Source organism: Chelativorans sp. ZYF759 (assembly GCF_012911015.1).
Lineage (GTDB): Bacteria > Pseudomonadota > Alphaproteobacteria > Rhizobiales > Rhizobiaceae > ZYF759.
This window is the reverse complement of record NZ_WVVV01000011.1, coordinates 53,083-67,789: the sequence shown is the minus strand read 5'-3', so window position 1 is coordinate 67,789 and position 14,707 is coordinate 53,083. Positions and strand designations below refer to the sequence as shown.

Annotated in this window: 13 protein-coding genes; 12 read left to right on the top strand and 1 reads right to left on the bottom strand. The window is 66.1% G+C overall.

The window, feature by feature from the left end:
* Positions 1-71 precede the first annotated feature (71 nt).
* The 9 genes from GRZ55_RS16925 to GRZ55_RS16885 all read left to right on the top strand — a co-directional run bounded on the left by GRZ55_RS16925 (position 72) and on the right by GRZ55_RS16885 (position 10,489).
* Positions 72-1,613 (top strand): ABC transporter ATP-binding protein, encoded by a 1,542-nt coding sequence (locus GRZ55_RS16925; protein ID WP_169288139.1) that lies wholly within the window; start codon positions 72-74, stop codon positions 1,611-1,613.
* Positions 1,597-2,664, top strand: a complete 1,068-nt coding sequence (locus GRZ55_RS16920; RefSeq protein WP_169288138.1) for an ABC transporter permease — start codon at positions 1,597-1,599, stop codon at positions 2,662-2,664. The genes GRZ55_RS16925 and GRZ55_RS16920 overlap by 17 nt, the downstream gene beginning before the upstream one ends.
* Complete coding sequence (locus tag GRZ55_RS16915) at positions 2,664-3,584, top strand: ABC transporter permease (protein ID WP_169288137.1); 921 nt, start codon at positions 2,664-2,666, stop codon at positions 3,582-3,584. The genes GRZ55_RS16920 and GRZ55_RS16915 overlap by 1 nt, the downstream gene beginning before the upstream one ends.
* Before the next feature lie 97 nt (positions 3,585-3,681).
* On the top strand, positions 3,682-4,731 hold the full coding sequence (locus tag GRZ55_RS16910; RefSeq protein ID WP_246734830.1) for an ABC transporter ATP-binding protein: 1,050 nt from the start codon (positions 3,682-3,684) through the stop codon (positions 4,729-4,731).
* Positions 4,732-4,758: 27 nt separating this feature from the next.
* Positions 4,759-6,045: an ABC transporter substrate-binding protein gene (locus GRZ55_RS16905; protein WP_169288136.1), complete on the top strand. Its 1,287-nt coding sequence runs from the start codon at positions 4,759-4,761 to the stop codon at positions 6,043-6,045.
* Between the two features lie 60 nt (positions 6,046-6,105).
* Positions 6,106-6,978: a carbohydrate ABC transporter permease gene (locus GRZ55_RS16900; protein ID WP_169288135.1), complete on the top strand. Its 873-nt coding sequence runs from the start codon at positions 6,106-6,108 to the stop codon at positions 6,976-6,978.
* Positions 6,975-7,838, top strand: coding sequence for a carbohydrate ABC transporter permease (locus tag GRZ55_RS16895; protein WP_169288134.1), 864 nt, complete (start codon positions 6,975-6,977; stop codon positions 7,836-7,838). The genes GRZ55_RS16900 and GRZ55_RS16895 overlap by 4 nt, the downstream gene beginning before the upstream one ends.
* A gap of 20 nt (positions 7,839-7,858) precedes the next feature.
* On the top strand, positions 7,859-8,677 hold the full coding sequence (locus tag GRZ55_RS16890; protein WP_169288133.1) for a sugar phosphate isomerase/epimerase: 819 nt from the start codon (positions 7,859-7,861) through the stop codon (positions 8,675-8,677).
* Positions 8,678-8,740: 63 nt separating this feature from the next.
* Positions 8,741-10,489 (top strand): phosphoenolpyruvate hydrolase family protein, encoded by a 1,749-nt coding sequence (locus GRZ55_RS16885; protein ID WP_169288132.1) that lies wholly within the window; start codon positions 8,741-8,743, stop codon positions 10,487-10,489.
* Between the two features lie 7 nt (positions 10,490-10,496).
* Here the strand turns inward: GRZ55_RS16885 and GRZ55_RS16880 are convergent, their stop codons facing one another.
* Complete coding sequence (locus tag GRZ55_RS16880) at positions 10,497-11,159, bottom strand: phosphoenolpyruvate hydrolase family protein (RefSeq protein ID WP_169288131.1); 663 nt, start codon at positions 11,157-11,159, stop codon at positions 10,497-10,499.
* Between the two features lie 179 nt (positions 11,160-11,338).
* On the opposite strand from GRZ55_RS16880, the gene GRZ55_RS16875 reads away from it, so the two are divergent.
* The 3 genes from GRZ55_RS16875 (at position 11,339) to GRZ55_RS16865 (ending at position 14,647) form a co-directional block, all read left to right on the top strand.
* Positions 11,339-12,229 carry a branched-chain amino acid ABC transporter permease gene (locus tag GRZ55_RS16875; protein ID WP_210257391.1) on the top strand — a complete coding sequence of 297 codons (891 nt, stop codon included), beginning with the start codon at positions 11,339-11,341 and terminating at the stop codon, positions 12,227-12,229.
* Positions 12,229-13,236: a branched-chain amino acid ABC transporter permease gene (locus tag GRZ55_RS16870; RefSeq protein ID WP_210257390.1), complete on the top strand. Its 1,008-nt coding sequence runs from the start codon at positions 12,229-12,231 to the stop codon at positions 13,234-13,236. Before GRZ55_RS16875 ends, GRZ55_RS16870 begins: the two co-directional genes overlap by 1 nt.
* Before the next feature lie 139 nt (positions 13,237-13,375).
* A complete protein-coding gene (locus GRZ55_RS16865) occupies positions 13,376-14,647 on the top strand; it encodes an ABC transporter substrate-binding protein (RefSeq protein ID WP_169288129.1) in 1,272 nt (423 codons plus the stop codon).
* Positions 14,648-14,707 lie beyond the last annotated feature (60 nt).

Below are 14,707 nucleotides of genomic sequence, written 5' to 3'. Positions count from 1 at the left end.
TCTTGCCTCCCGGCCGGTCCGGTGGCGCATTGTCGGCCGTTTCCTGCAGATGCCAGCGCCAGGACCCCTCCATGACGCCGCGCCTCGAACTGAAGAACATCAACAAGCGCTATCCAGGTGTCGTCGCCAACGACGACATCTCGCTGTCGATCATGCCCGGCGAGATCCACGCCATCCTGGGCGAGAACGGCGCCGGCAAGTCGACGCTGATGAAGATCATCTATGGCGCGATCGAAGCCGATTCCGGCGAGATCTATTGCGACGGCAACCTCGTCGAGCGCCACAACCCGGCCATCTCGCGCCAGCTCGGCATCGAGATGGTCTACCAGCATTTCGCGCTGTTCGAATCCGTCAGCGTGGTGGAGAACATCGCGCTCGCCATGCGCGGGCGCTTCGATCTCAAGGCGCTTTCCGAACAGGTGCGCGCGCTTTCGCAGCGCTACGGCATGCCGGTCGACCCGAAGCGCATCGTGCACGACCTTTCGGTGGGCGAGCGGCAGCGCGTGGAGATCGTGCGGTGTCTCCTGCAGGACCCGAAGCTGCTGATCCTCGACGAGCCGACTTCGGTGCTGACGCCGCAGGCGGTGGAAAAGCTGTTCGAGACACTGCGCCAGCTGGCGGCCGAAGGCTGCAGCATCCTCTATATCAGCCACAAGCTGGAGGAGATCCAGCAATTGTGCGAACGCGCGACCGTGCTGCGCAACGGTGCGGTGACGGGTGTGGCCGACGCGAGGACGACGAGTTCGCTGGAACTGGCGCGCATGATGGTGGGCTCCGAGCTGCCGAAGACCAGCCATCCGCCGGCGACACCTTCAAGCGAGCCGGTGCTGGAGGTGCGCGGGTTGACGGCCGAGGTCGCGGAAGGCTTCGGCGTGTCGCTGCGCGACGTCTCGCTTTCGGTGCGGGCGGGCGAGATCGTCGGCATCGCCGGCGTTTCGGGCAACGGGCAGGCGGAACTGATCTCCTATCTGAGCGGCGAGACGATCGCCGAGAAGGCCGACACGGTCCGACTTCTCGGCCAGCCAGCCGGCCACCTCGATCCCGCAAGGCGGCGCCAGCGGGGCCTGGCCTTCGTGCCCGAAGAACGGCTCGGACGCGGTGCGGTGCCGACGCTCAGCCTGCAGGAGAACGCCATTCTGACGGGCCATCGCCGCGGCATGGTCCGCCATGGCCTCCTCGACCGCAAGAAGGCCGCGGAATTCGCCGACCACGTGATCAGGCGCTTCAGCGTCAAGGCACGCAATGCGCAGTCGGTCGCACAGAGCCTGTCGGGCGGCAATCTGCAGAAATTCATCGTCGGGCGCGAAATCGAGCTGGAGCCGAAGGTGCTGCTCGTCTCGCAGCCGACCTGGGGCGTGGATGTGGGGGCTGCGGCCTTCATCCGACAGACGCTGATCGACATCTCGCGTCAGGGCACGGCGGTGCTGGTCGTCTCGGAGGAACTCGACGAGTTGTTCGAGATTTGCGACCGCCTCGTCGTCATGTGCGCGGGGCTGGTCTCGCGCCCGCTCGAAACCGCCGAGACAAACCGCGAGGAAGTGGGACTGCTGATGACGGGCCTCGACAAGACCACGCAAAGCCGCAAAGAGGTCGACCTTGCGCTTCACGATTGAACAAAGGCCCGAGCCTTCGGTCACCATGCGGCTGGCCGCGCCGGTCATCGCCACCGCGCTGACGCTGTTCGTCGGCTCGATCCTCTTTCTGGCGCTCGGGCACGACCCGCTGCGCGCCTTCCATGCCTTCTTCATCCAGCCGATCAGCACCATGAACGGGCTGTCGGAACTGCTGCTCAAGGCCTCGCCGCTGATCCTGATCGCCTGCGGGCTGGCGATCGGCTTTCGCGCCAATGTCTGGAACATCGGCGCGGAGGGCCAGCTGATCATGGGCGCCATCGCGGCATCCGGCATCGGGCTGTTCTGGCCAAACCCGGACAGCGTGCTGCTCCTGCCGCTGATGTTTCTGGCCGGGATGCTGGCGGGCATGGCGTGGGCGGGCATCCCCGCCTTCCTGCGGGCGCGCATGAACACCAACGAGATCCTGGTCACGCTGATGCTGACCTATGTCGCCGCACTCGTGCTGTCGTGGCTGGTGCACGGGCCCTGGCGCGACCCGATGGGCTTCAACTTCCCTCAGACGGCGCTTCTGCCGCCGGCGGCGATGTTCGAGCCCTTCGACTATGCCTACCGGCTGACGCCGGCGATCTTCATCACGGTGGTGGCGGTCATCGCGATGTGGCTGTTCACCGACCGCTCCTTCATGGGCTACAAGCTGACGGTGGGCGGCGCGGCGCCGCGGGCGGCGCGCTATGCGGGCTTCCGGGAATCCTCGGCGATCTGGGTCGGGCTGCTGGCGGGCGGTGGCGCGGCCGGCATCGCCGGCATGGCGGAAGCCGCCGGCCCGCTCGGCCAGTTGTCCTCGACGATCTCGCCCGGCTACGGCTTCGCCGCCATCATCGTCGCCTTCATCGGCCGGCTCAATGCCTTCGGCATCGTGCTGGGCGGCCTGCTGCTGTCGCTCCTGATCCTCGGCGGAGAGACGGTGCAGATTACGCTCGGCATGCCGTCGGCCATCACCCGCATCCTGCAGGGCATTCTCCTGTTCTTCCTGCTGGCGGCCGACTTCTTCATCTTCTACCGCCTGCGCCGGCTGAAGGAGGCCGTCTGATGTCGCTGTTCATCGCAATCGTCGCCGGCACGATCATCGCCGCCACGCCGCTGGTCTTCGCTGCGCTGGGCGAACTGGTGGTGGAGAAGTCGGGCGTGCTCAATCTCGGCATCGAGGGCATGATGCTGATCGGGGCGGTGTTCGCCTTCTGGGCGGTCTTCGCCGGCCTGCCGATGCCGGTGGCGATCCTGATCGGCGCGCTGTCGGGGGCGGCTGCCTCGCTGATCTTCGGGGTTCTGGCTCTCACCTTCATGACAAACCAGTACGCGGCGGGCCTGGCGCTGGCGATCTTCGGCGGCGGAGTGTCGGCCTTCATCGGCCGCGGTTTCGGCTCGACGCCGATCCCCTCGCTGGCCCGGCTCGACATTCCCTTCCTCTCAGACATTCCCGTGCTGGGACCGATGTTCTTCCGCTTCGACCCGCTGGTCTATCTGGGCCTGTTCATGGTCGTGGCTGTGGGCTGGTTCCTGTACAGGACCAAGGCGGGGCTGATCCTGCGCACCATCGGGGAATCACCGCAGTCGGCGCATGCGATCGGCCAGCCGGTGATCCGCATCCGCTACATGGCGGTGCTGTTCGGCGGCGCGATGGCGGGCATCGGCGGGGCCTATCTCTCGGTCGCCTATACCCCGCTCTGGGTCGAGAATATGACTGCCGGCAAGGGATGGATCGCGCTGGCGCTGGTGGTGTTTTCCACATGGCGCCCGACGCGCCTGCTGGTCGGCGCCTGGCTCTTCGGCGGCATGACGATCCTGCAACTCCAGGGTCAAGCCTTCGGTCTGCGCGTGCCTTCCGAACTGCTCTCGGCGGTGCCTTATCTGGCGACGATCGTGGTGCTGGTGATCATCTCGCGCAACCGGCAATTGCTGATGCTGAATTTCCCGGCGTCGCTCGCCAAGCCCTTCAGGCCTTCCGGATGAGCTTGGTTCGGCATGGCCGCGCGGGACTTGTCCCCAGCCCCCGGGAGGCGATCTTCCGCCGGATGTCATGGAACTGTAGCATGAGACCAGTATCGCCATGGCCATGAATGCAATGACCTCCATCGACGAGCAGATCGCGATCGCCGCAGCCGGCCTGCGCCTCGAGGGCGTGCGCAAGGCGTACGACACGGCCGTGGCGCTGGACAATGTCACGATCGACATTCCGGCCGGCGCCTTCACGGTGCTGCTGGGTCCGTCGGGCTGCGGGAAATCGACGCTGCTGCGGCTGATCGCCGGGCTCGACAGGCCGACCTCGGGCAAGATCCTGCTCGGCGGCAACGACATCACCAGGAAGCCGCCGGCCGAACGCGACCTGTCGATGGTGTTCCAGTCCTATGCGCTGTTTCCGCACCTGACGGTGGCCGAGAACATCATCTTCGGCCTCAGGGTGCGGCGCGTGGACAAGGCCGAACGCTGGGAACGGCTGAACCGGGTGGCGCGCATGATGGGGCTCGACGGCCTGCTCGACCGTCGCCCCAACCAGCTTTCCGGCGGCCAGCAGCAGCGCGTGGCGCTGGCGCGCGCCGTGATCTCGGAACGGCCGGTCTGCCTGATGGACGAGCCGCTGTCCAACCTCGACGCAAAGCTGCGCGCGGAGATGCGGGTCGAGATCCGCGACCTGCAGCAGAGGCTGGGTCTGACCATGGTCTATGTCACCCACGACCAGGTCGAAGCCATGACCATGGCCGACCACATCGTGGTGATGAACCAGGGTCGGGTGGAGCAGGTGGCGCGCCCGCGCGAGCTCTACGCCGCGCCCGAGACGACCTTCTGCGCGCGCTTCATCGGCACCCCGCCCATGAACCTGATTTCCGCCCGCGACCTGCCCGCCTACCGCCACCTGCCGGAGGGCAGCCTCGTGGGCGTGCGGCCCGAAGACATGATTGTCGATGGCGAGGGTGTCGAGGCGGTGGTCGAGGGCGTCGAGTATCTGGGCGCCGACCAGCTTATCGCAGCGCGGATCGGCGCGGCAAAGATCATCGTCCGCCAGCCGGCGCGGACGGGGGCGCCGGACGCGAAGGTCCGGCTGTCTTGGCCGGCGGAGGCCACGCATCTCTTCGACGCGGACGGCCGCAGACTTCACTAGACCATCAAGTCAATCAAGGAACACGCGATGACACGCTTCCTGAAATCCTCGATCCTCGGCGCCGCCACACTGGCCCTGTCGATGTCCTCGGCGCTGGCCGTGGACCTTGAATTCTATTTCCCCGTCGCCGTGGGCGGCGAGGCCGCCGCCACCATCCAGGCGCTGACCGACGCCTATGTGGCCGAGAATCCCGACGTCAACATCAACGCCATCTACACCGGCAGCTATGCCGACACGACCACCCGCGCCATCACGGCGGCGCGTGGCGGCAACGCGCCGCATCTGGCGATCCTGCTCTCGGTCGACATGTTCACCATGATCGACGAGGACATCGTCGAGGCCTGGGACGACTATCTTTCCGAGGACGAGATCGAGAACTGGATCGGTGGCTTCTACCCCGCCTTCATGAAAAACAGCCAGACCGAGGGCAAGACCTGGGGCATCCCCTTCCAGCGCTCGACGCCGGTGATCTACTGGAACAAGGAAGCCTTCGAGGCGGCCGGCCTCGACCCCGAGACGCCGCCCACCACCTGGGACGAGATGGTCGAGATGGGCCAGCAGCTGACCATCCGCGACGATGCGGGCAACGTCACCCAGTGGGGCGTGCGCATCCCCTCCTCCGGCTTCCCATCCTGGCTCTTCACCGGCCTGGTGGCGGCCAACGGGCAGGACGGTCTGGCCAATGACGCCGGCACCGAGGTCTATTTCGACACGCCGGAAGTCGTCGAGGCGCTCGAATATCTGGTCTCGCTGTCGACCGAGCACGAGATCATGGCCCCCGGCATCCTCGACTGGGGTGCAACGCCGCGCGCCTTCATGGATGGCGAGAGCGCCATCGCCTGGACCACGACTGGCAACCTGACCAATATCCGCAACAATGCGCCCTTCGAATTCGGCGTCGGCATGCTGCCGGCCAAGGTTCGCCCCGGCGCGCCGAGCGGCGGCGGCAATTTCTACCTCTTCTCCGGCCACAGCGAAGAAGAAGTGCTTGCCGCGATCGACTTCGTGAAATGGGCGACCGCGCCCGAACAGGCGGCCGAATGGTCGATCGCCACCGGCTATGTGGCCCCGCGTGAAGACACCTGGGAAACGGACGCCATGCGCGAATATGCGCAGGAGGTTCCGGGCGCCCTGGTCGCCCGCGACCAGCTCGAATACGCGGTGGCCGAACTCGCCACCTTCGAGGGGCCGCGCGTCACGCAGATCCTCAACGACAACATCGCCGCCGCCGTTGTTGGCGACAAGAGCCCTGCCGAGGCGCTGGCCGATGCCCAGCGCGAGGCCGACGCCATCCTGGCTCCCTACCGGCAGTAAATGCTTCCCGGGGCGGCGCCACGCCGCCCCGGCCTTCTCCCTTCAAGGAACCGCCTGCCGATGATCAAGCGCGAATGGATCCATGCCTGGCTGCTGCTCCTGCCGGCACTCGTGCTTCTGTTCGGCTTCACCCATATTCCGGCGGTCCAGACCTTCATCGACAGCTTCTGGTCGACGCCGCGCGGGCGCCGCCCGTCGACCTTCGTCGGCTGGGACAATTACGCGCGGATGACGGCCGACCCGGTCTTCCTGCGGGTGATGACCAACAACCTCATCTATGCCGCGATCACCATTCCCGCCTCGATCGCGATCTCTCTCTGGATGGCGCTGTTCGTGCACCGCAGGATCATGGGGCTCGGCTTCCTGCGGATGGCCTATTTCACGCCGACCGTGCTGCCGCTCATCGCGGTCGCCAATATCTGGCTGTTCTTCTACCTGCCGGGCTTCGGCCTGTTCGACCAGATCCGCGGGCTGTTCGGGCTGAGGCCCGTCAACTGGATCGGCCAGCCATCGACGGCGCTCTATTCGATCACGGCGGTGACGGTCTGGAACCAGGCCGGCTTCTTCATGATCTTCTTCCTGGCCGCGCTCCAGACGATCCCCGAGAACCTGCGCGAGGCGGCCGCGCTCGAAGGCACGTCGCGCTGGACATTCTTCTGGCGGGTGACCTGGCCGCTGATCATGCCGACGACTTTGTTCGTCTCGGTCAACGCCACGATCAACGCCTTCCGCATGGTCGACCATGTCTTCGTGATGACGCAGGGCGGGCCCAACAACGCGTCAGCGCTGCTGCTTTACTACATCTACGACCAGGGCTTCCGCTTCTGGGACACCGCCTATGCGGCCACGCTGACCGTGGTGATGGTGGTTATCCTGGCGATCATCGGCATCGGCCAGTTCTTCCTCCTCGACCGGCGGGTGCACTACCGATGACCAGCGTGACGATCGACAGGGAAAACCCATCCGTGCTGGCGGCCGCCCGCGAGATCCGGCTCGACCGGGTGCTGTTCGTGACCGGCGCCTGGGCGCTGGCGCTGATCTGGCTGCTGCCGCTCGCCTATGCGATCTGGACGGCCTTTCATCCGCCGGCCTACGAGACGCGTTTCGAGCTCTTCGCGCCGCTGACGCTGGACAATTTCGTGCGCGCCTGGAACGCGGCTCCCTTCGCGCGCTATTTCCTCAACACGATCCTGCTCGTCACCATGGTGCTGACGGCGCAGCTGGTGCTGTGCACGCTGGCGGCGTTTGCCTTCGCGCGGCTGGAGTTTCCGGGCAAGAACGTCCTGTTCGCGCTGGTGCTGCTGCAGCTGATGGTGATGCCGGACATCCTTTTGGTGCGCAATTACGCGACCATGAGCGCGCTCGGCCTGGTCGACACGATCCTGGCGATCGGGCTGCCCTATTTCGCCTCCGGCTTCGCGATCTTCCTGTTGCGCCAGACGTTCAAGACGGTGCCCAAGGAGCTGGACGAGGCGGCGCGAGTGGAGGGCTGCAGCCTGCTCGGCCTGCTGTGGCGGGTCTATGTCCCGCTCGCCAAGCCGACCATGCTGGCCTTCGGCCTGGTCTCGGTCTCGCATCACTGGAACAATTTCCTCTGGCCGCTGATCATCACCTCCTCGGTGGAGACACGGCCGCTGACGGTGGGCCTGTCGATCTTCGCGACCACCGACAGCGGCATCGAATGGTCGATCATCAACGCGGCGACGCTGATCACCTCCGGACCTTTGTTGATCGGGTTCCTTCTGTTCCAGCGCCAATTCGTGCAAAGCTTCATGCGCGCCGGAATCAAGTAACTTCCCCCGAAAGGATCGACATGGAACTTCCCCGCCTGGGTGTCGCCACGCGATACGCCACCTTCGAGATCCTCCGCGACTGGATCGTCGACCACGACCGCACGATCGAGATCCAGGATTTCGTCTTCCCGGACGTGATCGCCGGCGACACGGCGCCGATGGTGGAGACCTATCGCAAGGCGCTCGACGGGCATCAGGGGCTGCGCGGCATCCACGGCCCCTTCTTCGGGCTCGACCTTTCCAATCCGGATCGCGATATCCGCGAGATCATCCAGCGCCGCTTCCTCAAGGGCCTGGAGATCGCCGAGGCGCTCGGCGCCAACCAGATGGTGATCCACAGCCCGTTCAATTTCTGGCACACGCTGAACTATGTGAACTATCCCGACATCCGGCGATCGCTCTTCGATGCCAGCGCCGATTGCCTGCGGCCCGTGCTGGAGCGCGCCAGCGAGACCGGCTGCACGCTCGTGCTGGAGAACATCGACGACACGGCACCCGCCGACCGTTTCGACCTCGTGGCCGAGATCGATCACCCGAACCTCAAGCTTTCCATCGACACCGGCCATGCGGAGCTCGCCCACCAGAATTACGGCGCGCCGCCGCTGGTCGACTTCATCGCCGCGGCGGAAGACAGGCTCGACCACGTCCATCTGCAGGATGTCGACGGCCACGCCGACCGGCACTGGCATCCCGGCGAGGGCTGCATCCTGTGGGCGCCCGTCTTTTCGGCGCTGCGGGCCGTGAAAAGCCAGCCGCGGCTTGTGCTGGAAGTGCGCTCGGAACTGGAACGCCTGCCGCAGACGGTGGCGCGGCTGGAGGCCCAGGGGCTCGCCTGCTAGGCAGAAGGCCTTCCGCCAGGTGGAGCTTGCAGGGCGCAGGAGGGCGCGGCATTCTCCGCGCCCATGAGGCTGCTGCAGGAAATCGCGAGAGGACGGCTGACCGGCGACGAGCCGCTGGTGGGTGCGGCGATCGGGGTCGGCATGACGGCGGAAGCCGCCGAACGCGGCGGGGCCGACTTCCTGCTGGCGCTCAATGCGGGCCGCTACCGCGTGATGGGGGCGGCCTCCATCGCGGCCATGCTGCCGCTGGATGATTCCAACCGCTTCACCGACACTTTCGCGCGCCGGGAAATCCTCGACCAGGTGGCGATCCCCGTCTTCTTCGGGGCCTGCGCCTTCAACCCCCAGCTCGATCTCGACGCCTTCATGGGCGAGGTGGCGGATGCCGGCTATCACGGCGTGGCCAACTTTCCGACCGTGACGCATTATGACGGCAGCTTCCGCAAGGCACTGGAGGAGGCCGGCATCGGCTACGGGCGCGAGGTGCAGATGCTGCGCGAGGCCAAGAGCCGCGGCCTCGTCGCCTTCGGCTATGCCAAGACGCGCAACGAGATCCAGCAGATGCTGGATGCCGAGATCGACGTGATCTGCCTCAATTTCGGCTGGAATGCCGGCGGCTCGCGCGGGGTGCCGCAGATCTTCACCATCGAGGAGGCGGCCGATCGCGCAAGGCGCATCATCCACCAGGTGCGCCAGGTGCGCCCCGAGACGATCTGCCTCGTCGAGGGCGGCCCGATCGTCAACCCGGAGGACATGTACCGGGTGTGCCGCGACGCCAAGGCGGACGGCTATGTCGGGGGATCGACACTCGACCGGCTGCCGCTGGAACTCTCGGTGATGCAGGTGACGTCCGCCTTCAAGGCGATCAACGTGCTGCGCGAGGCCGACCAGGCGCAAAGCAAAGAGATCGCCCATGCCGCGCGACTGGCCGGCGTGGCCGGACAGTCGGCTTCCATCCGCACCATGCTGGAACAGGCGGTGCGGCTGGCAGGCACGAGCCTGCCGGTGCTGATCGTGGGCGAGCGCGGGCTCGGACGCACGACGCTGGCGCGCTCCATCCATGCGCTCGGCAAACGGCGCGGCCCTGCGATCGTTTTCAACGCGCGCACGAGCGAGCTGGACCACGAGGAGTTCCTGTTCGGTGCCGAACCATCTTTCGGCCGCGTACGGCGCACGGGGGCGATGGAGACCGCTCACGCCACCATCGTCGTGGAGGAGGCCCACCATCTTTCCGAAAGTACGCAGAAGCGGCTGGCGGATCTGCTCGAACGTGGCGCCTTCGAGCGGGTCGGCGGCGAACGGCCGGTGCAGGCGCAGGCAAGGCTGGTCGCGATCACGACGCCGCCTTCGCGCAACGGTGACGCTCTCATCGCGGAACTCGCGCATCATTTCGGCGCCTCGCGCATCGACGTGCCCGCGCTGCGCGATCGCCCGGAGGACATTCCGGCCTATGCGCGCCTGGTGCTGGAAGCCGTCGGGGTGGGCCGCGCCGCCGAGCCCCTCGAAATCACCGCGGACGGCATCCGGACCTTGTTCGCGCATTCCTGGCCGGACAATACGCGCGAGCTGCGCCGGGTCGTCGAACGCGCGGCGGTGGCCTGCGAGACCCGCATGATCGGGGCGGCCGACATCAAGGCGGCGCTCGAGGACAGAAACCGCGAGCGGCCCCTCGCGCCGCCCATGGCGGAGAAGGAATGGATCGTCGACGCCTTGCGCCGAAATCGATTCCGGCGCGGCAAGACGGCCGAGTTCCTCGGCGTCTCGCGCAAGACGCTCTACAACAAGATGCGGCTTCACGGCCTTCTGGAGTGACGACAGTTCACCCCGCGATGCGCGCTTCCCCATCGGCTTCCGCGATGGCCTGGTCGAGTTCGCTGCCGAAGCCTTCGGGCCGGTAGACGAGAACGGGGCAGCCGGCCTCCGCGCGGCACGGTTCGATCAGACGCTGCACGGCCAGCGCACCGGCCGCCCTCTGGCGCCAGTCTGAAAGCGCGACGCCGGGATGCAGCACCATCATGGTCGGGCGCGTGCGGGCCACATCCCGCGCGCCGTCCGCGCCGCATGCGAATGCGATGGTCCGCAATCCCTCGGCCACGAAGGCTTCGAGCATCTCGACTTCGCGCGTGGTGCGGGCCCCCGCCCCCTCGAAGGCGCGCGCGGTCTCGCCATCCACGATCTGCATGGTGGGAAAGTTGGCGACCCCCGAAATCCCGGCCCGGCGAAGCCTTGCCACCGCATCGCGCGGACGCAGGAACGGGTCGACCATGGCAAGCGCGGTGAAGACACCGCCGCGGTCGCTTCCCCGCACCGGCGGGTCGAGATGGCGCAAGGCCGCCGCGTTGAGATCGGCGACGGGCAGAAGGGACAGGAGATCGGGGTTGCCAGCGGGCAGGGCGCGGAGCCACGGCGCGGAGACAAATGTCTCGCCGGGCGCGGACGGAACATGATCGCTGCGGATGAGAAGTCGGATCGCCTTTTCCAAAAATCGTACCTTGTTACCCACTCTTACCCATAAACCGGCAAAATCCGCTCTGGCAAGCGCCCCGCCAGTTTGCAACCTTGGTCGCAATAAAGATGCGTGCCACGAGAATCCCGGACAGCGCATCGCGATACAAGAATTGGATTCGCGAAAGACGTAAAGTCTTTCGACGGGAGGAGACATTGTCGCTGCAATATGCGTTAACCGTAACGCTTAACGGACTCACGCTTGCCGCCCTGTATTTCATCGTGGCGAGCGGTTTTTCCTTGATCTTCGGCCTCATGCGCACTGTCAACATGGCGCATGGCTCGCTCTACTTGATCGGCGCCTATGTCGGCTTCGCGGTCTTCGACCCGCTCTACATGAACGACGCCACCTATTCCTATGCCTGGTACATCGCCATCCTGGCCGGCATCGCCGCCGCGGCGATCGTCGGCATCGTCATGCAGGTGGCCTTCCTGGGCTGGATGCAGGGGCAGGAACTGCGCCAGGCACTGGTGACGATCGGCATCTCGATCATCGTGGCCGACCAGCTGCTCGCCAATTTCGGGGGAAGCCCGTTCCAGTTCTTCGCGCCCGACATCCTGTTCGGCCCCATGGAGATTCCCTTCGTCGGCCGCTACTCCACCTTCCGCGTGTTCCAGATCGGCGTCGCGGTGGCCGTCGGCGTGGGCCTGTGGCTGCTGCTCAACAAGACCAGGCTGGGCATCATGGTGCGCGCCGGCGTCGACGACCGGCAGATGCTGGCCGCCTGCGGCATCAACGTGCCGCTCATCGCGGTGTTCGTCTTCGGGCTCGGTGCGGCCCTGGCCGGCTTCGGCGGCGTCATCGGCGCCACGGCTCAGCCAACGCAGCTCGGCATCGACGTGAAATTCCTGCTGACCTCCCTCGTCGTCGTGATCGTCGGCGGCATGGGCTCCATTCCCGGCACCGCCATCGGGGCGATCCTGATCGGCGTCACCGAACAATGGGGGCAGGCGCTGCTGCCGACCTACTCGGTCATCCTGACCTTCGTGATCATGGTAGCCGTGCTCGCCGTGCGCCCGCAGGGCATCATGGGGAGGCCCGACTGATGCCGATGCTCTCCCGTCTGCAATGGGCCATCAGCCTGGCGGTTCTCGCGCTGCTCCTGGCGCTGCCCTTCCTGCTGCCGAGCTTCTGGACCGGCAACATCATGGGACGCGCGATCGTCTACGGCATCGTCGCGATGTCGCTGACCTTCCTCGCAAGCTATGGCGGCTTCATTTCGCTTGCCCAGACCATGATCGCGGGCATTGCGGGCTACACGGTCGCGGTGCTGGCGCCCACGGCGATCCCGCTCGGCAACCACTGGCTCCCCTATTGGGCACTGATCCCGCTCGCCGTAGCGGCGGCCACATTCGCCGGTGCCGTCGTCGGGCTGATCGCGGTGCGGACCCGCGAGATCTATCTGCTGATGATCACGCTGGCGCTGGCCGTCGGCTTCAGCCTGTTCGCCCAGTCCAACATCGACTGGTTCAACGGCTATGAAGGCATCCGCAACATTCTCGGGCCCGACATCTTCGGCTATCCGTTCCGCAATCTCTATGTCTTCTACTATTCGTCGCTGCTGGTCGCCACGGCGCTCTATTTCCTGGTCCTCTATGTGGTGAAGACCCCGTTCGGGCTGGTGCTGCAGGGCATCCGCGACAATCCGCGCCGGGTCTCCGCCATCGGCTTCAATGTCGGCGTCCACCGTGTCGCATCCTTCGCGCTGGCCGGCTTCATCGCCGGCTGGGGCGGCGTGCTCATCACCTTCTACAATATCGGGATCACGCCGGGCTCGATCGGCATCTGGGCCACCGTCAACGTGCTGGTGATGGCCGTCATCGGCGGGCTCGGCCACCCGATCGGCGCCTTCATCGGCGCGCTGGTCTACACGCTTTTCGACACGTTCGCCGCCACGATCTACGACCGCGACCGGTTCAACACGCTGATCGGCCTCGTGTTCCTGGTGATCGTGCTGGTCTCGCCCGACGGGCTGCTCGGGCTCTTCCGTCGCCTTACCGGCTGGCGGACCGGTCGCAGCGTGGCCACCGAAACCATGGAGGAGAAAACCTAACTGACGAGCCTACGGCCGCCGGCCCGCTCCGCCGCGCAACCGAACGAAGAAGCAGGCAGATAATGCCGCCAAGGAGCACCGGACAGGACCACGAGGTCATGTCCGCCGCCACAGAGGAAACGCTAAAGGGAGATTCCCAATGCTGCGAAAGAGACTCAGCCATTCGACCGCCGTTGCAGCGATCGCCGCCGCGGCCTTCGTCCTGACGGGCCCGGCTCCGGCCACGGCCGAAGACGACGTCATCGTCATCGGCTCGATCACGACCCTGGAAGGTCCGTTCGCCACGGGCGGCCAGGACGCCTACCGGGCCATGGAAATGGCGTTCGAGGAGATCGATTACACGATTGCGGGAAAACGCATCGAGTGGATCCGCGAATCCTCCGACGCCCAGGCAGACGTGGCGCTGGCGCGCGCCCGCAAGCTGATCGAGCAGGATGATGTCGACATCATCATCGGACCGCTCTCGGGCGCCGAGGGCATCGCGCTGCGCGACTATTCGCGCACGCTGGAAGGCAAGACCATCGTCAACGGCTCGTCGGGTGCAGCCGACACCACGCTGCGCGACCCTTCGCCGAACTTCTTCCGGTTCAACACCGAAGGCACGCAGTGGACGGCCGGCCTCGGCAACTACGTCTACGACGAACTCGGCGTCGACCATGTCGCGCTCGTGGCGGCCGACTACGCCTTCCCCTATGCGCAGGTGATGGGCTTCATGCTCGAATACTGCGCGGCCGGCGGGGCTGTGACCAAGCTGTGGTCGCCCTTGAACACGACCGATTTCGGCTCGATCATCGCCAACATCCCTGAGGATGCCGGCGCGATCGTGCTGATCCAGGGCGGCACCGACGCACTCGCCTTCCTGACCCAGTATGCCGAAACCGGCGGCGACCGGCCGATCATCGGTGGGTCCATCACCGCCGACCAGACGCTGCTGTCGGCCCGCGGCCCGCATCAGAGGCTGATGGAAGGCATGGTGGCGGCGGGTCCGATCGCCGACCTCAACGACGATCCGATGTGGATCGAATGGGTGGAAGCCTATCGCGAGCGTTTCCCGGACGGTTTCGACAGCCCGTCGATCCATGCCTTCAACTACTACACCAACACGAAGGCCGTGCTGCTCGCGCTCGAAGAGGTCGACGGCGATCTCTCCGACAACCAGGCGGCTTTCCAGGAGGCGCTGGCCAATGTCGAGTTCCAGAACCCGATGGGCGCGAATGTCCGGCTCGACCACAACCGCCAGGCCATCTCCGACATCTTCCTGACCCGCGTGGTCAATGATGGCGGCACGATGCGGACCGAAGCCTTCGGCACCACCGAAGGCGTCACCCAGTCGATGGGCATGGACGAGGAAGAGTTCCTCGCCCTCGGCTCGCCCTCGCGCGACAATCCGGACTGCCCTCCCGGGTCGTGATTGAAGCGCCAAGGCGCAAGCCGATAGCGAACCCCTTCCCGGCCCCGGCCGGGAAGGGGA